Genomic DNA, 19,621 nt, shown 5'->3' on the forward strand with positions numbered 1-19,621 from the left:
CTCCCGCCAATTTCATGAAGAGGGGGTGCGCGGGGGGACACTCTCTGGCATTCCCGTCACGGCACGCGAATCGGGATTGTCGGGGATCGGGGGATAAGATGCAAAAGGCACTTGTGGCGTCCGGACTGCGCGCCGTCACACAGATGGCATCCCCGGGAAGCGGGCACAAAAAAGCCGGTGCAGGGCACCGGCCAAAAGGCGTTGGAAAACTTGAAACGTCAGGGTATTACCAGTGCTTGCCGAGGCGGGCATCCAGGCTGAAAGCCCCAGGGCCGGCCGCCGCCAGGGCCAGGAAACCACCGGCCACGGAGACGTTCTTCATGAACATCAGCATCTGCATCTGCTCGGCAGGCTGATAGTGGAAGATGAAGGCGGCCATCAGGGTGAAACCGGCCAGCAGCACGGAGAGGCTGCGGGTAAACAGGCCCAGCATGATGGCAAGACCGCCACCCAGCTCCAGCAGGATCACCAGCATGAACCCGGGCACGCCCATGGCTTCCATGTAACCCTGGGTACCGGCGTAACCGCCGATCTTGCCCCAGCCAGCCATCACGAACATCAGCGCCAGCAGTACACGACCCACCAGCAGTGCCACATCTTTCATCTTGTCCATCGTCATATTCCTTTGCTTACCATCATGGTATTTACAGTGTAAAAGCTAATTGTTAACTCATTCATTTCGCCAAGATTTTTCTATCAAGGCAGGTCAAACAGCAGGGCTTCACTCCCCCTGGAGGCGGTGAGCACCCAGCTCGACTCGTCGCGGCTGAGCAGCCCGTCGCCGGGTCGGGCAGCCAGACCGTTGCCGGTCAGCTCCCCTGAAATCATGTGCAGGTAACCATGACGCCCTTGCAGTGCCCACTCCAGGGTTTCCCCTTCTGCGAGCTGCAGACGCCACACTCTGGCCTGCTGGCGGATCCTGAAGGATCCCGCCTCGCCGTCCGGTGACGCCACCAGCGTCATCCCGGGCTTGTTTTCAATCTTCTTCTGCTGATAACCCGGGGTCGTGCCGTGTTCATTCGGCTCGATCCAGATTTGCAGCAGGGAGAGCGGCTCGGTTTGCGAGGGGTTGTACTCGCTGTGCCGGATGCCGGACCCTGCGCTCATCAGCTGGAAATCCCCCGCCGGGATCTGCTCGGCGTGGCCGAGGCTGTCCTTGTGCTCTATGGTGCCTTGCAGCACGCAGGTGAGGATCTCCATGTTGGCGTGAGGGTGGGTCGCGAAACCGCCACCCGGCGCCACCCGATCCTGATTGATGACCCGCAGGGCAGAGTGTCCCATCCATTCCGGGTCATAGTAGTGACCGAAAGAGAAGCTGTGACGGGCATCCAGCCAGCCAAAGTTGGCCTTGCCCCGTGCTTCTGCGGCTCTCAATTTCATCATGGTGTGCTCCTCACTGACCAAGTTGGTTCATTAACGCTGGCGACCGTCACCCAGACCGAAGGGGATGCGGTAGCTGCTGCTTTCGTTGCCCAGGCTCACCGTCAGCTTGCCCTGGGTACGGCTCGGGATGGCGACCTGCTGGGTGCCCATCAGGTTGGCGTGGACGGAAGCCAGCAGATCACCGGACTCGTCGCGCACCTCCAGCATGGGGTTGGCCTTGCCGTCCATCGCGGCGGTGGCGCTCCAGTTGACGAACAGCACGCCCGGGGCGGCATTGAAGTCAGCGGGAACGGAAGCCTGGGCGGCACCTGCGGTCATCAGGCCTGCAACGGCCAGCATCTTGATTACGTTTTTCATGTTCATTCACTCTCTTGGGTTTTATGTCATTGCCAAGGCCCCTTGGGCCCGAATCAATGCATCCATGCAAGAGATCATTCAAATACTATGTTGTTCTTTTGCTGACATCAGACATCGTGTTTGGGGATGTCTCAGCCCGGAACTACCTTTTATTTGGCTGCCAGGCGTTCCTGCCTAAGCGTTGATTGAATATTAAAGTGACTTCCCCTAAGTTGTTAGCGAGATAATCTGGTAAACACATTCAAAAAAATTGAAGGTAGGATATGGCCAAGGAATCGAACAAGGAGCGGGCGCTGACCCTGGAGGCGATCCGGGTGCTGGACGCCATCGACCGCCGTGGCAGCTTCGCGGCGGCGGCCGACGAGCTGGGCAAGGTGCCTTCGGCGCTGAGCTACACGGTACAAAAGCTGGAAGACGAGCTGGACGCCATGCTGTTCGACCGCAGCGGCCACAGGACCAAGTTCACCCCGGCGGGCCGCATGCTGCTGGAGCGGGGCCGGGTGCTGCTGGAGGCGGCCGAGCACCTGGTGGGGGAGACCCGGGCCCTCTCCCGTGGCTGGGAGACCGACATCACCATCGCCGTCGATGCCTTGATGCCGGTACAGGCTCTCTACCCCCTGGTGGATCGGCTGGCCGAACAGACCGATACCCGGCTGAGGTTTCGCGCCGAGGTGCTGGCGGGCAGTTGGGAGTGCCTGGAAGATGGCCGCGCCGACCTGCTCATCTCCTCTCTCAATGCCGATATCGCCATGACCGGCATCAAGCACCAGGTGCTCAGGGAGGAGGTGATGCTCTACGTCGCCCACCCCGATCACCCCCTGCATCAGGAACCCGAGCCCCTGGCGGACGAGACCCTGCGCCGCTATCGCGCCATCGCGGTAGCCGACACGGCACTGCGCAAGCCGGTGCTCACCTACCGCCTGCTCGACAAGCAGCCGCGCCTGACCGTCAGCACCATGGGGGAGAAGCGGGACGCCCTGCTGGCGGGGCTCGGCATCGGCACCATGCCGCAACGCTGGATTGAAGAGGACATCAAGGCGGGCAGACTCAAGGTGATCAGTCCCGAATATCGCCACCAGATCCAGGTCGTGCTGGCCTGGCGGCGAGACACCATGGGCAAGGCCAAGAGCTGGCTGGTGCGGGAGATCCCCAAGCTGTTTGCCGGTCAGGGGGAATAAAGGACTGCCTTCCGGGGTCGGTGGCGCAGGAAGTACCAAAACTGCGCCCCATTCTTGACGACGGGCTCAGATTCGGAGAAAAGAAAAAAAGCGGACCTCTTGCGAGTTCCGCTCAATGCCAGGAAAGAATAAAACCTTGCGGTTAAAAAAACCCTTAAATTGGAAGCAAACAATCGTTTTCTCAACCAGGAAGGTATTGAATCCGATTCGTGTTGAATTATGTGCGATGTAATATGCATCACCAGCAAAATGTTGAAAGGTTGAAGGATATGCACCACCGAGTGTCACTTTCTGCCACCTTGCACCACAACTGGTCAGGCCATTTCCGCCATTATCACCGGGTTACCCTCCTCTGGTTTTTCTAGGTGTCAAAATTTGAGCCCGATACAGACAAACCACTCAATTTCTGACACGACTAAAAATGCAGATAAAGGAATAGTTGCATGACCTACAGCCAGACACTGGCCAATCACATCCTCGACACCCTGAAGAAAACCCTGACCGACAAGGGGATCCGCTATCAGACCCTGGCAGAAGCCATGGGAGTTTCCATCGCCACCGTGAAGCGCATGATGAACAAGCCCTCCCTGCCGTTCGACACCCTGCTGGAGATCTGCCATCTGGTGGGACTCTCCTTCGAAGAGCTGCTGGACCGGACCCAGGATGCCCAGAGCCGCCGGGCCGTCTTTACCCAGGAGCAGGATGAGGCGTTTCACAAGGAGCCTGGGCTTTATGCCTTCCTCGCCAACATCTTCTGGCGCGACAAGACCCTTATCGATCTCAAGCGGGAGTACGGCCTGACCGATGCCTCCTGCTACCTCTATCTGCGCAAGCTGGAGAAGCTCGGCATCCTGCAGCTTGGCATCGACAACAGCTACCACTTCCTCATCAGCGAGCGCATCAGCTTCGAGCAGCACAGCCGTTTCGCCCGCCAGCAGGCGCGCCAGGCCATGTCGGTGCTGGGGGACTATCTGGTGGAGAACATGCACAGGCCCAACAACTACATGGCCCTGTGCCAGCTCCATCTGGGAGAGAGCGAGGCCATGGCGCTGATCGATCGCATGAAGGAGTACTGGCATCAGGAGCTCAAGCTCAACCGCCCCGCCATCGGCCAGCGGGAGGGCAGCAAGACCTACACCATGTCGCTGCAACTGGCGGACTGCGGCTACCAGAGCTTCGACGATCTGATCCCCAACATCGACAACTGATCCCGGTGGATCCTGCGGGATCCGCCATGTCAGTGCTAGAACGCCGCTACTCTGCCAGTTGCACCTGCCGCGCGCCGGTGGCGAGCGGTTGCAGTGCCCGGGTATCCAGGCAGATGCGGATGGCGTCCGGTCGCCAGTGCTCGATGTCGCAATCCACCAGCTTCCCCTCCTCGTCATGATTGACCCGCACCAAGCGCAGCACGGCGCTCCCCTGGGCCAGGTTGAGGGCGCGGGCTATCTCTCCCCGGGCCGCCGAGGGGGTGATCTCGAGGCTCGCCCAGCCCTGGCCTATGCCATAGCGCTGCCGGTAAAGCTCGGTGAGGGAGCTGGCCAGAGGAGCGCTGGCGATGCCGGGGAAGCGGCTCGCCAGCAGGTGATGGCTGACGTGCAGCACCGGGCGACCGTCGATCAGCCGCTGGCGGCGGATCTCGTAGAGCGGCGTAAAGGGTTCCAGACCCATCCAGCGGCACAACTCGCTGCTGGCAAGCTGGTTGCCATGAGCCAGCACCCGGGTCTCGGCGGTGCGCTGCTGCTCGCCAATCCACTGGTGAAAGTGGGTGTGGATGGCAGGATCGTAGGTGAGGCGGGGCGGCGCCACGAACCAGCCGCGCCGCTCGGCCCGGTAGATGAGGCCGTCCGCCTCGAGGCTGGAGAGCGCCTCCTTGATGGTGATGCGGGTGGTGGCGAATCGCTCGCTCAGGGCCCGTTCGGCGGGCAGCTGCTGCCCCGCCGCCAGGTGTCCGCTGCCGATATAGCGGCGTAGGGTCCGGCAAATCTGTTCGCACTTGGAGGGTATGCGGCCATCAGTCATCCCCTGTTCACTCAATCGCTCTGTCACTGTCACATCCCTGTCGGTCATTCGGGTTTGCACACCACTGGAGTAGACCAGAGGTTGTCGACCCCGAGTTGTAACCGCCCCTGATGACAGCGCCATGACAGGGCGATTGTCACGAAACTGCCATCAAAGCGCCCCGCCACCGTCATATTTCCCCTCTAGCATCCCTCTCGAACCTTAACTGACCTAGTCCAGAGGGATGGGATGATGAAAAGCGTGATCGCAAGTGCACTGGCCCTGGTGGCCATCAGTCAACCGCTGTTTGCCGCCGAGAACATCGCGGATCTCGAAAAAGCCGCCCGCGGTGAGGGCCAGCTCCAGAGCGTCGGCATGCCGGACAGCTGGGCCAACTGGAAGGATACCTGGCAGCAGCTCGGCAGCATCTACGGCATCAAGCATCAGGATACCGACATGAGCTCCGCCCAGGAGATCGCCAAGTTCGCCGCCGAGAAGGCCAACGCCACCGCCGACATCGGCGACGTGGGCGGCGCCTTCGGCCCGGTGGCGGTCAAGCAGGGGGTCACCCAGCCCTACAAGCCCTCCACCTGGGCCGACATTCCCAACTGGGCCAAGGATGCGGATGGCCACTGGATGCTGGCCTATACCGGCACCATCGCCTTCCTGATCAACAAGGATCTGGTCAAGGCCGCCCCCACCAGCTGGCAATCCCTGCTGGGTGGCGACTACAAGGTGACCCTGGGTGACGTAGGCGTCGCCTCCCAGGCCAACAACGGCGTGCTGGCGGCGGCCTATGCCACCGGCGGCAGCGAGAAGAATCTGAAACCCGCCCTGGATCTGTTCGGCAAGCTGGCCAAGCAGGGCCGTCTGTCGCTGAACGACCCGACCATCGCCAACATCGAGAAAGGCGAAGTGGAAGTGGGGGTGCTGTGGGACTTCAACGCCCTCAACTACCGCGACCAGATCGACCCCAAGAAGTTTGATGTGGTGATCCCGAGCGACGGCTCCGTCATCGCCGGCTACACCACCATCATCAACAAGTGGGCCAAGAACCCCAACGCCGCCAAGTTGGCGCGGGAATACATCCTCTCCGATGCCGGTCAAATCAACCTGGCCCGTGGCTACGCCCGCCCCATTCGCAGCAACGTGACCCTGCCGGATGACGTCAAGGCCAAGCTGCTGCCGGCCGAGCAGTATGCCAACGCTAAGCCGGTGCAGGATCACGCCGCCTGGGAGCAGAGCTCCAAGGCCCTGCCGCGCCAGTGGCAGGAAACCGTCATGATCAACATGCAGTAAGGAGTGGCCAGTGCAACACAAGGTGATAGTGGTACTTGTGGATGGCCTGGCAGCAGAGGTAGCCCATTGCATGGGCTACCTCTGTGGCATGGTGGAGGCAGAACGCGGCCTGCATACGACCCTGAGTGCCGCCCTGCCCTCCCTCTCCCGCCCTCTCTACGAGTGCATCCTGACCGGCGTGCTGCCGGTGGCGAGCGGCATCACCCACAACGGGGTGACGCGCCTGAGCCAACACGACGCCATCTTCCATCTGGCCCGGGCCGCGGGCAAACGCACCGCAGCGGCGGCCTACCACTGGGTGAGCGAGCTCTACAACCAGAGCCCCTGGCTGGCGGCCCGCGATCGCTTCACTCACGATGAGCAACTGCCCATCCAGCACGGCTGCTTCTACTGGGACGACGGCTACCCCGACAGCCATCTGCTGATGGACGGCGAGTGGCTGCGCAGCCAGTACGACCCCGATTTTCTGCTGATCCACCCCATGGGAGTGGACGATGCGGGCCACCAGTTTGGCCTCGATTCCCGCCAGTACCGCAATCAGGCGCGCCGCATGGACAGCCTGCTGGCCGACCTGCTGCCCCAGTGGCTGGCGGAGGGGTATCAGGTGGTGATCACCTCGGATCACGGCATGAACAACGATCTCAGCCATGGCGGCACCCTGGCCGAGGAGCGCACCGTGCCACTCTGGCTCTTTGGCGATGCCTTCGTCGAGCGCTGGCCGGATGGGGTGGCGATCGCCCAGACCCAGCTCTGCGCCCTGATGGCGGATCTGCTGGGAGTTCCCCACGACAAGCCGGCAGCCCCCCCGCTGCTCAAGGCGGCCTTTATGCGCGAGGTGCACTGATGATGCCTGCCACCACCGAGATCCTCGCGGACCAACAGGTGAAGCCACGCCGGGTGCGCCGCCACTGGCTGCCGGCCCTCGTGCTGCTGCCCTTTGTCCTCTTGATGATCCTGTTCCAGCTCGCCCCCATGGTGTGGGTGCTGGTGGGCAGCGTCCAGACCCCCGATGGCTGGGGTCTCGACCACTACCGGGAGATTTTGAGCTCCCCCTTCTATCTGCAATCCTTCGGCAACTCGTTGCGCATCGCCGGCATCGCCAGCCTGGCGGGGCTCGCCATCGGCACCCTCGGGGCCGCGGCGCTGCGCCACTGTGGCGAGCGGGTCAAGCGGGTGCTGCTGGCTTTCGTCACCATGACGGGCAACTTCAGCGGCGTGCCGCTGGCGTTCGCCTTCATCATCGTGCTCGGCATCAACGGCGCGGTGACCCTGCTGCTCAAATCCTGGGGCCTCATCGATGGCTTCAACCTCTATTCGGGCAGCGGTCTTATCCTGATTTACACCTACTTCCAGATCCCGCTCGCGTTGCTGCTGCTCTACCCGGCGTTCGACGCCCTGCAGGATGAGTGGCCCCAGGCCGCCGCCCTGCTGGGTGCGAGCAGGGGGCAGTATGTGTGGCACGTGGCGCTGCCGGTGCTGACGCCCGCCTTGCTCGGCACCCTGATCATCCTGTTTGCCAACGCGGTGGGAGCCTATGCCTCCGCCTACGCCCTCACCACCGGCAACTTCAACCTGGTGACCATCAGGGTGGCCAGTCTGGTCTCCGGCGACATCTTCCTCGAGCCGAATCTCGCGGCGGCGCTGGCGGTGATCCTGATGGTACTGCTGGGGGTGGTGACGGCCGCCAACCAGTGGTTGCTGAAAAAGAGCTATGTGAACAAGGGGCAATCCCATGCATGATTTGACGCCGCGCTGGCCCAGATGGGTGCTGGGGGCGCTGGTCGCCACCCTGCTGCTGCCGCTGCTGGCCACCTTTCTCTACTCCATCTCCACCCGCTGGGGGGCGACCCTGCTGCCGGACGGCTTTACCCTCGACTGGTATCTCAAACTCTGGGGCGACCCGCGCTTTCTGGCGGCCTTTGGCCGCAGCCTCCTGGTCTGCTTCGCCACCCTGCTGCTGGGGACCCTGGTGCTGGTGCCCACCGTACTGGTGGTGGCCTACTACTTCCCCAGGCTGGATCCCTGGATGAACCTCTTGATCCTGCTCCCCTTCGCGGTGCCGCCGGTGGTCTCTTCGGTGGGCTTGCTGCAGATCTACGCCGACGGCGTCCTGCCCATCATCGGCACCCCCTGGATCCTGATCGGCACCTGGTTCACCGTGGTGCTCCCCTTCATGTACCGGGCGCTGGCCAACAGCCTGCAAGGGGTGCCGCTGAAAGATCTGATGGATGCCGCTCACCTGCTGGGGGCCAGCAGTGCCCGCGCCTTCCTGCTGGTGGTGATCCCCTGCTTGCGCAAGGGACTGCTGGCGGCGCTGTTTCTCTCCCTCTCCTTCCTGCTCGGGGAGTTCGTGTTTGCCAACATGCTGGTGGGCACCCGTTACGAGACCCTGCAGGTCTACCTCTACAACATGCGCGCCACCTCGGGCCACTTCACCAGCGCACTGGTGATGAGCTACTTCCTGCTGACCCTGCTGCTCACCTGGGCAGCTAACAGATTTCATCGGTGAATCAACATGTTCCATCTAGAAGTGAATCAACTGCACAAATCCTACGGCGACACCAAGGTGTTCGAGGGGATTGAATTCGGCATCCGCAAGGGGGAGCTGGTGACCCTGCTCGGCCCCTCCGGCTGCGGCAAATCCACCCTGCTGCGGGCGCTGGCCGGGCTCACCCCGGTGGATGGCGGTCAGGTGCGGGTGGCCGGTGAGGACATTACCTGGCAGGAGCCCCAGAAGCGGGGCATCGGCATGGTGTTCCAGAGCTATGCGCTCTTCCCCAACATGACGGTGTGGGACAACGTCGCCTTCGGCCTCAAGATGAAGCCCCAGCCGGGGCGGGATCTCGCCGCCAGCATGCAAGAGGCGCTGGCGCTGGTGGAGCTGACCGGTTTCGAGCGCCGCTATCCGGGCGAACTCTCCGGCGGCCAGCGCCAGCGAGTGGCGCTGGCCCGCGCCCTGGTGGTGCAACCCCGGATCCTCTTGCTGGATGAGCCGCTCTCGGCGCTGGATGCCCGCATCCGCCGCAGCTTGCGCCAGCAGATCCGCGCGATCCAGCAGCGCCTCGAGCTCACCACCATCTTCGTGACCCACGATCAGGAGGAGGCGCTGACCCTGTCGGATCGGATCTTCCTGATGAACAAGGGATCCATCGTCCAGAGCGGCACGCCAGAGCAGATCTACACCCGCCCCGCCAGCGAGTTCGTGGCGGGCTTTATCGGCAACTACAACCTGCTGGGTGGCGAGCAGGCCAAATCCCTGTTCGGCCCGCGCTTTCGCGGCAAGCTGGCGCTGCGGCCGGAGTCCATCACCCTGCTGCCTGCAGGGGCGGTCAGCCACGAGCCCAGCCTGCCCGGCATCGTTCGCCAGCAGCAGCTGCTCGGCAACGTCATCCGCTATCAGGTGGAGTGCGAGGCAGGGCTGTTGACGGTGGATTGCCTCAACCGCCGTGCCGGCGATCTGCTGCCGGTGGGCAGCGCCGTGACCCTGGTGGTGGCCCGGGATCAACTCTGTGAGGTAGCATAACGCCATGAATCCCATTCATTTTTCAACCAGTACCCCGATGCTGGCAGCCAACCCGAGGAGCAGCCATGGCCCTGGCACTGTTTGATCTGGACGAGACCCTGATAGCGGGGGATTCCGCCAGCCTCTGGCTGGAGTACATGGTGGCCCAGGAGCTGGCCCCGGCGGGCATGGTGGCCGAGGAGCAGGCCATGATGTCCCTCTACCATCAGGGCAAGATGGACATGCACCAGTACATGGCCTTCACCCTGCAACCGCTGGCAGGCAGGACGCGCCAGTGGCTCGACTCCCTCTGCACCCACTTTGCCGAACAGGTGCTGCGGGAGCGTCTCTACCCCGAGGGGCTGGCCCGCATCGAGTGGCATCGCCAGCGTGGCGACGAGCTGGTGCTCATCTCCGCCTCCGGCGAGCATCTGGTGGCCCCCATGGCGCAGATGCTGGGGATGGATCACTGCGTGGCCATCCTGCTCGACGAGGAAGCCGGCATGCTGACCGGTCAGACCCGCGGCACCCTGAGTTTTCGCGAAGGCAAGGTGGCCCGCATCAACCAGCTCTTTGCCGGAAAGGAACACCTCTGGCAGGGGAGCTTTGGCTACAGCGACTCCCACAACGATCTGCCCATGCTGCGGGCGGTGAGCCATCCCCATGCGGTCAATCCGGCCCCCGCCCTGCGCCAGTGCGCCGAGGAGCTGGGCTGGCCCCTCTGGACCTGGCAGTTGCACCCTTGATCCGCGCAATGAAGAAGAGGCCCTCAGGCCTCTTCTTTGCTCAACATGCCATCCCCTGAGGGCGAGTCGTCCCGGGGAGCCAGGGGATCCACCATGTAGATGCGATTCTTGCCGTCACCCTTGGCGCGATAGACCTCGGCATCGACCATGGTCAGCAGGCTCCTGGCCCCAAGCCCGGGGGCACTCGCCACCAGGCCGCCGCTGAAGGTGATCCCAAGACCGGGTTCACGCCAGTGCAGGGAGGCCACCCCAATCCTGTACTGCTCCAGCAGCATCTGGCAGAAGTGGATGTCCGGATTGGCGAACAGCACCACCAGCTCTTCCCCGCCATAGCGGCATACCCAGCCATGATCCCCCAGCAGCTTGGCGCCAAAGCTGGCCACCCGCTTGAGCACCACGTCCCCGGTCTGGTGACCATAGGTGTCATTGATCCGCTTGAAACCGTCCAGATCGATCATGGCCAGGCAGAAGCGGTCCTGATCGAGCAGCAGCCGATTCAACCGCTCGTCGAAGAAGCGCCGGTTGTAAAGGCCGGTCAGCTTGTCGAGGTTCGCCTGCTGGCGCACCTCGTGATAATCCTTGCTCACCTCCGCCAGCTCGGCATAGACGTGCCTGAGCTCGCGCATCCCCCCCTGGTGCACCTCGTCAGGCTGGGTCCGGCTGGCCCGGATCACGGTGGCGATCTCGTCCAGCATCCGCCTGAAATAACGGGACCAGATCAGTGCCAGCACCATGTAGAGCACGCTGGCCAGCACGATGATCCCGAGCACGTTGAGGGAGGCACTCGCCACCACCGCCTGGATGCTGGAGGCGGGCAACACGCTGATCAGCACCCAGTTGTGGTCCGGCAGGCGGCTGTAGGCCACGAACTGGCGAGACGCCTGATCCAGGAAGATGCCGTCCTCCCCGCTGAAGCGGGAGAGCCAGGTCGGGTGGGTCATGGGCTTGAGCAGTTGTGAGGGATCGGGGTGGGCCAGCACCTTGCCCGACTGGTTGACGATCATCTGGTAACCGCTGTTCCACTGCCGGTTCAGCTGGGCGGAGAAGGGGGCCAGGATGGCATCCACCGCGAAGACCCCCCGCACCTTGCCCTCCTTGTCGGTGATGGCCCGCGCCAGGGCGATCACCAGCGTGCCGTTGGTGTAGTCGTAGTAGGGTTCGGTCCAGACCATCTTGCCCACATGCTGGCTGGCCAGCTGATACCAGGGGCGCACCCTGGGATCGAAGTCCGCATCCGCCTGCCATTCGGGGTAGATCAGCATCTGGCGCTCGGCGGTGCCCACATAGATGTAGATGAGATCCGCCATCACCCCCTTGTAGAGACGCCACTCCCTGAGATAGGAGTCGGTGTTGCGCAGACGGGGGCCGCTGATGTCCTCCACCTTGATCTGGTCGTAGATGAGGGAGAACTGACGCTCCATCTCGTTCAGGTAGGGCTCGATGAAGACGTGGCGCAACTGGTGATTGGTGGCGAGCAGGCGCTGTTGCAGCTCTCGCTGCAGGCTGCGCTCCATGTGCAGGTAGTAGATGGCGCCCAGCATCAGGACGGGAATGAAGAGCAGAAGCAGGCCCAGGCGCATCCGTGCCACCAGGGACCAGGTCTTTTTGGAGACTGCTCGCTTATCCAACCCTGACTCCATGCTATCCCCTGACATCGTGTAGTGTCAGAATATCAGCCCCACCTGATGGCGTCCAAAGGGAAGCGCATCATGTGGCCAACGAGAAGGAACTGGCCTGGATGTTGAAACCGGAACTGCTGACTGCCCTCCATTACTGCGCCGTGATCACCCTGACCGGTGCCATCACCTCGGAGTATTTCCTGTTCCGGCGCGGCATGTCCATCGAGCAGGTGCGCAAGCTGCTGCTGGCTGACAGCCTGGCCGCCCTGGCCCTGCTGCTCATCTTCATCACGGGCGTGCTGCTGGTGGTCGCCCATCCCCAGCCACCGGCCATCCTGCTTGCCAATCCGGGTTACCGCACCAAGCTGCTGATGTTCTTCGCCATGGCCATCAGCTTTGGCTATCCCAGCCGGCTGTTCCACCACTGGCGCCGATCTTTGCGCCAGGGACGGGCTCCCCTTGTCTCCACCCAGCAGCAGTTCTGGGTGATCTGGATCCTTAGGGGCAACCTGCTGCTGCTCGCCCTGCTGCCCCTGCTCGCCAAGCTGGCCAGCCGCTGATCCTGCCCTCGCCCGGCAACAAATGGCTGACGACAAACGCCCCTTCTCGCAGGTATCGTAATGGCGGGGCCCGAGTGCCGCCGAGACTCTTTCTCAGGGATGATTCCGTATGCGTTCAAACATGATGTTATTGATGGCCGCCGCCATCTGGGGGCTGGGGTTCGTCGCCCAGCGTCTGGGGATGGATCACATGGGGCCCTTCACCTTCAACGGCCTGCGCTTCCTGCTGGGCGCCCTCTCCCTGCTGCCGCTCTTGTGGTGGCTCAAGTCACGCCAGCCGCCCCAGCCTGCCGGTGATCACCGCCTGCTGCTGACCGGGGGCCTCATCGCCGGCACCGTGCTCTTCTCCGCCGCCTCCCTGCAACAGGTGGGGCTGCTCTACACCACGGCCGCCAAGGCGGGCTTCATCACCGGCCTCTACATCATTCTGGTCCCCGTCATCGGCCTGGCCCTGCGCCACAAGACCGGGGCCAACACCTGGGTAGGCGCCCTCATCGCCATGGCCGGGCTCTACTACCTCAGCGTCACCGAGGAGTTCACCATCGGCTACGGCGATCTGCTGCAAGTGATCGGGGCCCTGTTCTGGGCCGTGCATCTGCTGGTGCTGGATCACTACTCGAACCGGGTCGCCCCCATTCGTCTTGCCGGGGTGCAGTTCGTGGTGTGCGGCCTGCTCAGCCTGGCCACGGCCTTCGTCATCGAGACCCCGACGGCGAGTGGTGCCGTGGCGGGATGGCAGGCGCTGCTCTATGCCGGTCTGGTCTCGGTCGGCATCGGCTATACCCTGCAGGTGGTGGGGCAGCGCGGTGCCCATCCGGCCCACGCCGCCATCATCCTCAGCCTGGAGACGGTGTTCGCCGCCATCGGCGGTGTCCTGCTGCTGGGGGAACATCTGGACGAACGGGCCGTGGTCGGCTGCGCCCTGATGCTGGCGGGGATGCTCATCTCCCAGATCCGGCTTCGCTGGTGGTGGAAGTCCCGCCGCAACAAGGTGCCCAGCCAGCCCTGATATCTGCGGTGGTCATGGACCCCAAATTAAACGAGGCGCCCAAAGGCGCCTCGTTTTATTGCCGCCTGCCTAGCGCACGCTGGAGCAGAAGCTCACGTCATCGCGCAGGGGGTCATTGCTCACGCTGTGATAGAGCTCGAAGCAGGGGCCGTCCCCAAAGGCGAGCCCGGCCGCGACGATATCGCCGATGTGCTCCTGCCAGCGCTCCCCGTACTGGCTGCGATCCGTGATGAGATAGCGGGACTGGGCGTAGCGTCCGGCGGGGATGTGCTGGATCTCCACCTCCCCCGCTCCCCGGGTCCCCACCGGTACGCTGATGCCGATATCGGTGCGGCACTGGGCCGGCGGCGTCACCTCGGGGTTGTCGTGGTAGATGAAGATCCACTCTCCCCCTTCCAGGCCACGGGGCGCGGCCCACTGGTGAAGGCGATGGCAGACGGCGTCATACCCTTCGCCATAGGGGCCGGTCACGCGGATATAGGCCAGGGTGCGGGCGTCCATCTCGACGGTGTTCATGGTGTTGCTCCTTGCTGATGAGTGGCCTTCAGCATAAGGGAGTGCCCCTTGCCATGCGTGTCCTTCCTTGCGATCCAAGTGTCCGTTTTTGCCCTTGTCGCGGCGAAACGCCCCCGGGGTACAACCATAGTGACGACGAAACGCCTTGGCGAAAGCCTGGGAGCTGCCAAGCCCCGCCCCCAGGGCGATGGCGGTGACGCTGGCATCGGTGTAGCAGAGCTGCCACGCCGCCCGCTGCATCCGCAGGCGGCGGCACATCTCGCCGGGGGCCTCCCCCACCACGGCGGTGAATACCCGGTGGAAATGGTAGAGGGAGAGGCAGGCGCGACTCGCCAGCGCCTCGATGGAGAGATCCGGATCCTGCTCCAGTGCCCGCAGCACCGGCGTCAGGCGCTCGCGATAGTCGATCATCGGCGCACCCTGGCCATGTAGAGGGCATCCACCAGCACCCCATGACGCAGGCCGTAATCCCGGGCTACACCCTCCTCCACGAAGCCCGCCTTGCGATAGAGGGCCAGGGCCGCCTGGTTGTCGGCCCAGACCGTCAGCTCCACCCGCGTCAAGCCGAGCCAGTTGTCCGCCAGATCCAGCGCAGCCTGCATCAGGGCGGTGCCCACCCCGCGCCCGGCCCAGTCATCGTGTACCGCCATGCCGATACTCGCCACGTGGCGGCGACGGGGGGCCGGCTCCACCATCAGGACCAGCGCGCCCGCCACCTCCCCCTCCCACTCCGCCAGCAGGCTGTAGATGCCATCCCGCGGGGTCAGCTTCTGCTCCCACTGCTGCAGGGAGGGGAAGGGAAGTTGCAGGGTGCCCGCCTGGGCATGGGGCATGGCGTGAAGATCCCGCAGGGCGGCGGCATCTTCCGGCCCGGCGCGGCGAATGGTGATGGACATGAGACCTCCTGATTGGCTGAATCCCATCTTGCCGCAAGGCTGGCGTCTGTTTCCACCCCCATCAGCGAAACCAATCAAAGGGTTAGGCACACTCCATTGGAGCCGCTCCCCCACTTCCCCTAGTCTGGCGACTCATCACAAGGAGACCTGCCATGACCGACAAGACCCTGCGCAGCGCCAACGGCGCCCCCGTCGTCGACAACAACAACAGCCTCACCGCCGGCCCCCGCGGCCCCGTCCTGATGCAAGACATCTGGTTGATGGAGAAACTCGCCCACTTCGACCGCGAGCGCATTCCCGAGCGGGTGGTGCACGCCAAGGGCTCGGGCGCCTACGGCACCTTCACCGTGACCCACGACATCAGCGCCTTCAGCAAGGCCGACCTGTTCAACGCCGTCGGCAAGCAGACCCCGGTGTTCCTGCGCTTCTCCACCGTGGCCGGCGAGAAGGGGGCCGCCGACGCCGAGCGTGACGTGCGCGGCTTCGCCCTCAAGTTCTACACCGAGCAGGGCAACTGGGATCTGGTGGGCAACAACACCCCGGTGTTCTTCATTCGCGATCCCCTGAAATTCCCCGACTTCATCCATACCCAGAAGCGGGATCCCCGCACCAACCTGCGCAGCGCCACCGCCGCCTGGGACTTCTGGTCCCGCCACCCGGAATCCCTGCACCAGGTCACCATCCTCTTCAGCGATCGCGGCATCCCCAGGAGCCTGCGGGAGATGAACGGCTACGGCAGCCACACCTTCAGCTTCATCAACGACGCGAACGAGCGCTTCTGGGTCAAGTTCCACTTCAAGACCGAGCAGGGCCACCGCTTCTACACCGATGAAGAGGCGGCCACTGCCGTCGGTCAGGACAGAGAGACCAGCCAGGCGGATCTGTTCAACGCCATCGAGCGGGGGGACTTCCCGCGCTGGAAGGTCTATGTGCAGGTGATGCCGGAGGCCGAAGCCCAGACCTACAAGATCCACCCGTTCGACCTCACCAAGGTGTGGCCGCACAGCGACTACCCGCTGATCCCGGTGGGGGTGCTTGAGCTCAACCAGAACCCGGACAACTACTTCGCCCACGTGGAGCAGGCCGCCTTCACCCCGGCCAACGTGGTGCCCGGCATCGGCTTCTCGCCGGATCGCATGTTGCAGGGGCGGCTCTTCTCCTACGGTGACACCCAGCGCTATCGCCTCGGCGTCAACCACGGCCTGCTGCCGGTCAACGCCCCGCGCTGCCCGTTCCACCACGGCGCCCACCGCGACGGCGCCATGCGGGCGGACAGCAACGGCGGCGCCAGCCCCAACTACCAGCCAAACCGTTTCGGCACCCAGCAGCCGAGCGAGCAGCACGAACCGGCCCTGAGTCTGGAAGGGGCTGCCCTGCACTACGATTTTCGTGACTACGACAGCGACTACTACAGCCAGCCGGGGGATCTCTTCCGCCTGATGGACGAGGGGCAGCGCGCCCGCCTCGCCGCCAACCTGGCTCGCTCCCTCATCAATGTGGAGGATGACGCCATCGTCGCGGCCCAGCTCAGGCACTTCGAGCAGGCCGATCCCGAGTACGCCAAGCGGGTCGAGCTGGCCCTGGCCGCCCTGCAACGCTGAGTCGCAGGCAGCCAACCTCTGCAAAAGCAAAACGGGGGCCCGATGGCCCCCGTTCTCGCATGACGGTCTTTGCTGAATGAAGGGGTTGTACCGCCAGCTCACGACGGCAACGACGTTGTGCATTGGCAGAGCGGCACCATTATCCACCTGTGGTAATAAATCTGCCTGCGGTAATGCTCTTTTAGTCACCCATAAAAACGGAGCCCGAGGCTCCGCTCTTCAATGCCGTATCCATCCCGGCCGCAGCGCCCTCGCGTGCTTCCCGCTCCCTTGCCAACAAGGGTTGGTACCGCCAGCTCACGACGGCAACGACGTTGTGCACTGGCAGAGCGGCACCATTGTCCACCTGTGGTAATAAACCTGCCTGCGGTAATGCACGTTTAGTCACCCATAAAACGGAGCCCGAGGCTCCGTTTTTCAATGCCGTATCCATCCTGGACGCAGCGCCCTCGCGTGCTTCCCACTCCCTTGCCAACAAGGGTTGGTACCGCCAGCTCACGGCGGCAACGACGTTGTGCACTGGCAGAACGGCATCATTATCCACCTGTGGTAATAAACCTGTCTGTGGTAATGCACGTTTAGTCACCAATAAAAACGGAGCCCGAGGCTCCGTTGTTCAATGCAGTATCAATCCCGGACGGAACGCGCTTCGCGCTCTTCCCGCTCCCTTGCCAACAAGCGTTTGTACCACCAGCTACTGCGACGACGTTGTGCATTGGAAGAGCGACGAGCCATTGCTTAGATCCCAGTCAAGAGAAGAAAGAGCCGCATTATGCGATAGAGATCACGCCCGTGTCTGTAGCTGGATCAAGAAAAGGCTCACTGGCCCACCCGGATCGTCCGCTGGTTGCCCTCCGGTTCACCACTCTGTGACGGCGTCGTCACCTCTCGCCAGATCAGGGGACCATTGGTCTCCATCGCCTGTTGCGGCGCGCACTCCAGCCAGAGCTCCCCCTGCTGGATACGGGCCCCCTGGGAGTATTTCTGATCCTGATACCAGCACACCCGCTCGGGCAGCGAACCAAGGGGCAGCACCAGCTCGGTGCCCACCGAGTGGCTGAGGGTGTTGGACGCCGGGGCGGCCAACGCGGGGAAGAGCCAGCCAAGGGCCAGCAGACAACCTGCACAACGGATCATGGGAATTCCTGTCACGGGGGAGTGAAAGTGTAAAGCGACCAGCAGAGCCCTCGACTTGACCAATAAATGCCGGCTCATCTGGCATTCCGGAAGCAATATGATAGCCTGCCTGCGCCCGCCAAGGCCTGTCAGGGTTCTGCCGTGGGCCCCCACCGGCATCGCCGGGATGCGGTAATGAATAACCCTTAATAATCAGATAATTAACTGGATATGTTGTCAATGCGTATCATGCCGTTGCTCAAGGCTGCCTGCCTGAGCCTGATGTTGTCCGCCTGTGTCGCCCCCCTGCTGATGATGAGCCCCACCAGCCAGCTGATGTGGGCCCTGCTCAAGCCGCTGGTCGGTTTCGATCCGAACGAGGCCAACCTGTTCGAGCAGCCGCTGTTCAAGGACAGAATGACCGCCATGCTGGGGCCCAACTACGAGAGCACCATGCAGCTGCTCAAGACCGCCGACGAGCTGCAACAGGAGGGGCCGCTCTTTTACGTGGTCTCCCGCTACGCCCCCGTGCCGGACGTGACCAAGCAGGCCGGCATGGTCTGGAACGCCGACACCAACCAGCTCGCCGTCATGGTGCAAAAAGGTGACGGGGCGACCCAGGTCTTCGGGGAAAACCTGACGGCCGCCACCCCGACCTGGCCCAGCGCCATGCAGGGCTGGCAGTCCCAGGCCACCCCGGCCACCACGGCCCTGACCGGTGCCGGTCAGGGGCTCACGGGCGCGGGCAGTTCTCTGCTGGGCACCATGATGGGGGGCCTGCAACAGAGCGCCAGCAAGGCCCTGTCCGACTCCACCAGACAGGTGATCGGCAGTGCCGCCACCACCGCGCAGCAGCAAGCGACCAAGGCGGTGAGCGACAGCGCCAAGCAGGCCGTCAGCAGCGCCACCACCATCAGTGCCGCCACCACCGCACAGCAGCAAGCCGAAAAGGCAGTGAGTGACAGCGCCAAGCAGGCTGTCAGCAGCGCAGCGACCATCAGTGCCGCCACCACCGCGCAGCAGCAAGCCGAAAAGGCGGTGAACGACAGCGCCAAGCAGGCTGCCAGCAGCGCCACCACCATCAGTGCCGCCACCACCGCGCAGCAGCAAGCCGAAAAGGCGGTGAACGACAGCGCCAAGCAGGCTGCCAGCAGCGCCACCACCATCAGTGCCGCCACCACGGCGCAGCAACAAGCCGCCAAGGCGGTGAGTGACAACGCCAAGCAGGCCGCCAGCAGTGCCGCAACCACAGCGCAGCAGCAAGCCACCAAGGCAGTGAGCGACAGCGCCAAACAGGCCGCCAGCAGCGCAGCGACCATCAGTGCCGCAACCACGGCGCAGCAGCAAGCCGAAAAGGCGGTGAGCGACACCGCCAAGCAGGCCGCCAGCAGCGCAGCGACCATCAGTGCTGCAACCACGGCGCAGCAGCAAGCGACCAAGGCAGTGAGCGACAGCGCCAAGCAAGCTGCCAGCAGCGCCACCACCATCAGTGCCGCAACCACGGCGCAGCAGCAAGCCGAAAAGGCGGTACAGCAACAGGGCGAGAAGCGGGAAGCGACTTCCGGCACCCTGAGCGATCAGGCCAGGGCGGATGCCGAAGCGGAGCTGGAAAAACTGCTTAACTGACTTATTTAAGGCTATGTCCCAATTACGTGTTGCATGGGGCGCCCCAGCGCCTCATGCAAGCAACGTGGCACATTCACTTCCCGCCCGTAGCGCTCCAACATCCTTCGCCAACCCAGATAATTTCTCAGATAGTGGGTCGCTACCCCATGGAACCGCTCCATCCACTCTTTCAATCGACGGTGATATCCGTTTACATGCTGGATGTGGTACGCGCC

20 protein-coding genes and 1 pseudogene are annotated in these 19,621 nt (G+C 63.4%); 12 read left to right on the plus strand and 9 right to left on the minus strand.

Annotation, left to right across the window (positions count from 1 at the left end; all coding sequences use genetic code 11):
* Positions 1–226: 226 nt before the first annotated feature.
* The 3 genes from J9893_RS07550 to J9893_RS07560 all read right to left on the minus strand — a co-directional run bounded on the left by J9893_RS07550 (position 227) and on the right by J9893_RS07560 (position 1,746).
* On the minus strand, positions 227–613 hold the full coding sequence (locus tag J9893_RS07550) for a DoxX family protein (protein ID WP_143236969.1): 387 nt from the start codon (positions 611–613) through the stop codon (positions 227–229).
* An 83-nt stretch (positions 614–696) separates the two neighbouring features.
* Positions 697–1,383 carry a pirin family protein gene (locus tag J9893_RS07555; RefSeq protein WP_010675910.1) on the minus strand — a complete coding sequence of 229 codons (687 nt, stop codon included), beginning with the start codon at positions 1,381–1,383 and terminating at the stop codon, positions 697–699.
* Between the two features lie 30 nt (positions 1,384–1,413).
* Positions 1,414–1,746 (minus strand): hypothetical protein, encoded by a 333-nt coding sequence (locus J9893_RS07560; RefSeq protein WP_041211883.1) that lies wholly within the window; start codon positions 1,744–1,746, stop codon positions 1,414–1,416.
* A gap of 257 nt (positions 1,747–2,003) precedes the next feature.
* Between J9893_RS07560 and J9893_RS07565 the strand changes: the two genes are divergently transcribed.
* Both J9893_RS07565 and J9893_RS07570 read left to right on the plus strand, forming a co-directional pair.
* A complete protein-coding gene (locus J9893_RS07565; protein WP_010675912.1) occupies positions 2,004–2,918 on the plus strand; it encodes a LysR family transcriptional regulator in 915 nt (304 codons plus the stop codon).
* A 443-nt stretch (positions 2,919–3,361) separates the two neighbouring features.
* Positions 3,362–4,126, plus strand: coding sequence for a helix-turn-helix transcriptional regulator (locus J9893_RS07570; RefSeq protein WP_010675913.1), 765 nt, complete (start codon positions 3,362–3,364; stop codon positions 4,124–4,126).
* 46 nt (positions 4,127–4,172) lie between these two features.
* On the opposite strand, the gene J9893_RS07575 is transcribed toward J9893_RS07570, so the two are convergent.
* Positions 4,173–4,985: a UTRA domain-containing protein gene (locus J9893_RS07575; RefSeq protein WP_042016482.1), complete on the minus strand. Its 813-nt coding sequence runs from the start codon at positions 4,983–4,985 to the stop codon at positions 4,173–4,175.
* A gap of 183 nt (positions 4,986–5,168) precedes the next feature.
* Here J9893_RS07575 and J9893_RS07580 point away from each other — a divergent pair, with 183 nt between their 5' ends.
* The 6 genes from J9893_RS07580 (at position 5,169) to J9893_RS07605 (ending at position 10,463) form a co-directional block, all read left to right on the plus strand.
* Positions 5,169–6,215 carry an ABC transporter substrate-binding protein gene (locus J9893_RS07580; RefSeq protein WP_010675915.1) on the plus strand — a complete coding sequence of 349 codons (1,047 nt, stop codon included), beginning with the start codon at positions 5,169–5,171 and terminating at the stop codon, positions 6,213–6,215.
* A 10-nt stretch (positions 6,216–6,225) separates the two neighbouring features.
* Positions 6,226–7,059, plus strand: a complete 834-nt coding sequence (locus J9893_RS07585) for an alkaline phosphatase family protein (RefSeq protein ID WP_143236968.1) — start codon at positions 6,226–6,228, stop codon at positions 7,057–7,059.
* Positions 7,059–7,955: an ABC transporter permease subunit gene (locus tag J9893_RS07590; RefSeq protein WP_143236967.1), complete on the plus strand. Its 897-nt coding sequence runs from the start codon at positions 7,059–7,061 to the stop codon at positions 7,953–7,955. Before J9893_RS07585 ends, J9893_RS07590 begins: the two co-directional genes overlap by 1 nt.
* Positions 7,948–8,724 (plus strand): ABC transporter permease subunit, encoded by a 777-nt coding sequence (locus tag J9893_RS07595; RefSeq protein WP_039040132.1) that lies wholly within the window; start codon positions 7,948–7,950, stop codon positions 8,722–8,724. The genes J9893_RS07590 and J9893_RS07595 overlap by 8 nt, the downstream gene beginning before the upstream one ends.
* Before the next feature lie 6 nt (positions 8,725–8,730).
* A complete protein-coding gene (locus J9893_RS07600) occupies positions 8,731–9,738 on the plus strand; it encodes an ABC transporter ATP-binding protein (RefSeq protein ID WP_143236966.1) in 1,008 nt (335 codons plus the stop codon).
* Between the two features lie 65 nt (positions 9,739–9,803).
* Positions 9,804–10,463, plus strand: coding sequence for an HAD family hydrolase (locus J9893_RS07605; RefSeq protein ID WP_143236965.1), 660 nt, complete (start codon positions 9,804–9,806; stop codon positions 10,461–10,463).
* Positions 10,464–10,486: 23 nt separating this feature from the next.
* On the opposite strand, the gene J9893_RS07610 is transcribed toward J9893_RS07605, so the two are convergent.
* Positions 10,487–12,091 carry a sensor domain-containing diguanylate cyclase gene (locus J9893_RS07610; RefSeq protein ID WP_210599788.1) on the minus strand — a complete coding sequence of 535 codons (1,605 nt, stop codon included), beginning with the start codon at positions 12,089–12,091 and terminating at the stop codon, positions 10,487–10,489.
* A gap of 110 nt (positions 12,092–12,201) precedes the next feature.
* On the opposite strand from J9893_RS07610, the gene J9893_RS07615 reads away from it, so the two are divergent.
* On the plus strand, positions 12,202–12,642 hold the full coding sequence (locus J9893_RS07615; protein WP_039040139.1) for a DUF2214 family protein: 441 nt from the start codon (positions 12,202–12,204) through the stop codon (positions 12,640–12,642).
* A gap of 109 nt (positions 12,643–12,751) precedes the next feature.
* On the plus strand, positions 12,752–13,651 hold the full coding sequence (locus J9893_RS07620) for a DMT family transporter (protein WP_042864813.1): 900 nt from the start codon (positions 12,752–12,754) through the stop codon (positions 13,649–13,651).
* Positions 13,652–13,720: 69 nt separating this feature from the next.
* On the opposite strand, the gene J9893_RS07625 is transcribed toward J9893_RS07620, so the two are convergent.
* Together J9893_RS07625 and J9893_RS07630 are read right to left on the minus strand one after the other, a co-directional pair.
* Positions 13,721–14,578 (minus strand): helix-turn-helix domain-containing protein, encoded by an 858-nt coding sequence (locus J9893_RS07625; protein WP_103858348.1) that lies wholly within the window; start codon positions 14,576–14,578, stop codon positions 13,721–13,723.
* Positions 14,575–15,063, minus strand: coding sequence for a GNAT family N-acetyltransferase (locus tag J9893_RS07630; protein ID WP_010675925.1), 489 nt, complete (start codon positions 15,061–15,063; stop codon positions 14,575–14,577). Before J9893_RS07630 ends, J9893_RS07625 begins: the two co-directional genes overlap by 4 nt.
* Positions 15,064–15,215: 152 nt before the next feature.
* Between J9893_RS07630 and J9893_RS07635 the strand changes: the two genes are divergently transcribed.
* Positions 15,216–16,664 carry a catalase gene (locus tag J9893_RS07635; protein WP_041211893.1) on the plus strand — a complete coding sequence of 483 codons (1,449 nt, stop codon included), beginning with the start codon at positions 15,216–15,218 and terminating at the stop codon, positions 16,662–16,664.
* 819 nt (positions 16,665–17,483) lie between these two features.
* Here the strand turns inward: J9893_RS07635 and J9893_RS07640 are convergent.
* Positions 17,484–17,801, minus strand: coding sequence for a DUF1496 domain-containing protein (locus J9893_RS07640; RefSeq protein ID WP_039040821.1), 318 nt, complete (start codon positions 17,799–17,801; stop codon positions 17,484–17,486).
* A 219-nt stretch (positions 17,802–18,020) separates the two neighbouring features.
* Here J9893_RS07640 and J9893_RS07645 point away from each other — a divergent pair, with 219 nt between their 5' ends.
* A complete protein-coding gene (locus J9893_RS07645) occupies positions 18,021–19,406 on the plus strand; it encodes a hypothetical protein (protein ID WP_210599787.1) in 1,386 nt (461 codons plus the stop codon).
* An 11-nt stretch (positions 19,407–19,417) separates the two neighbouring features.
* Here J9893_RS07645 and J9893_RS07650 read toward each other — a convergent pair.
* Positions 19,418–19,621, minus strand: a pseudogene (locus tag J9893_RS07650) (IS1595 family transposase); the annotation flags it as partial.

The sequence above is a fragment of the Aeromonas sp. MaB10011B genome (genome assembly GCF_017939325.1).
Classification (GTDB): Bacteria; Pseudomonadota; Gammaproteobacteria; order Enterobacterales; family Aeromonadaceae; genus Aeromonas; species Aeromonas caviae.

Coding starts and splice junctions, on each gene's coding strand:
- J9893_RS07550 (WP_143236969.1), bottom strand. CDS start 613: ATGGACAAGATGAAAGATGTGGCACTGCTGGTGGGTCGTGTACTGCTG.
- J9893_RS07555 (WP_010675910.1), bottom strand. CDS start 1,383: ATGATGAAATTGAGAGCCGCAGAAGCACGGGGCAAGGCCAACTTTGGC.
- J9893_RS07560 (WP_041211883.1), bottom strand. CDS start 1,746: ATGAACATGAAAAACGTAATCAAGATGCTGGCCGTTGCAGGCCTGATG.
- J9893_RS07565 (WP_010675912.1), top strand. CDS start 2,004: ATGGCCAAGGAATCGAACAAGGAGCGGGCGCTGACCCTGGAGGCGATC.
- J9893_RS07570 (WP_010675913.1), top strand. CDS start 3,362: ATGACCTACAGCCAGACACTGGCCAATCACATCCTCGACACCCTGAAG.
- J9893_RS07575 (WP_042016482.1), bottom strand. CDS start 4,985: ATGACCGACAGGGATGTGACAGTGACAGAGCGATTGAGTGAACAGGGG.
- J9893_RS07580 (WP_010675915.1), top strand. CDS start 5,169: ATGAAAAGCGTGATCGCAAGTGCACTGGCCCTGGTGGCCATCAGTCAA.
- J9893_RS07590 (WP_143236967.1), top strand. CDS start 7,059: ATGATGCCTGCCACCACCGAGATCCTCGCGGACCAACAGGTGAAGCCA.
- J9893_RS07595 (WP_039040132.1), top strand. CDS start 7,948: ATGCATGATTTGACGCCGCGCTGGCCCAGATGGGTGCTGGGGGCGCTG.
- J9893_RS07600 (WP_143236966.1), top strand. CDS start 8,731: ATGTTCCATCTAGAAGTGAATCAACTGCACAAATCCTACGGCGACACC.
- J9893_RS07605 (WP_143236965.1), top strand. CDS start 9,804: ATGGCCCTGGCACTGTTTGATCTGGACGAGACCCTGATAGCGGGGGAT.
- J9893_RS07615 (WP_039040139.1), top strand. CDS start 12,202: ATGTTGAAACCGGAACTGCTGACTGCCCTCCATTACTGCGCCGTGATC.
- J9893_RS07620 (WP_042864813.1), top strand. CDS start 12,752: ATGCGTTCAAACATGATGTTATTGATGGCCGCCGCCATCTGGGGGCTG.
- J9893_RS07625 (WP_103858348.1), bottom strand. CDS start 14,578: ATGATCGACTATCGCGAGCGCCTGACGCCGGTGCTGCGGGCACTGGAG.
- J9893_RS07630 (WP_010675925.1), bottom strand. CDS start 15,063: ATGTCCATCACCATTCGCCGCGCCGGGCCGGAAGATGCCGCCGCCCTG.
- J9893_RS07635 (WP_041211893.1), top strand. CDS start 15,216: ATGACCGACAAGACCCTGCGCAGCGCCAACGGCGCCCCCGTCGTCGAC.
- J9893_RS07640 (WP_039040821.1), bottom strand. CDS start 17,801: ATGATCCGTTGTGCAGGTTGTCTGCTGGCCCTTGGCTGGCTCTTCCCC.
- J9893_RS07645 (WP_210599787.1), top strand. CDS start 18,021: ATGCGTATCATGCCGTTGCTCAAGGCTGCCTGCCTGAGCCTGATGTTG.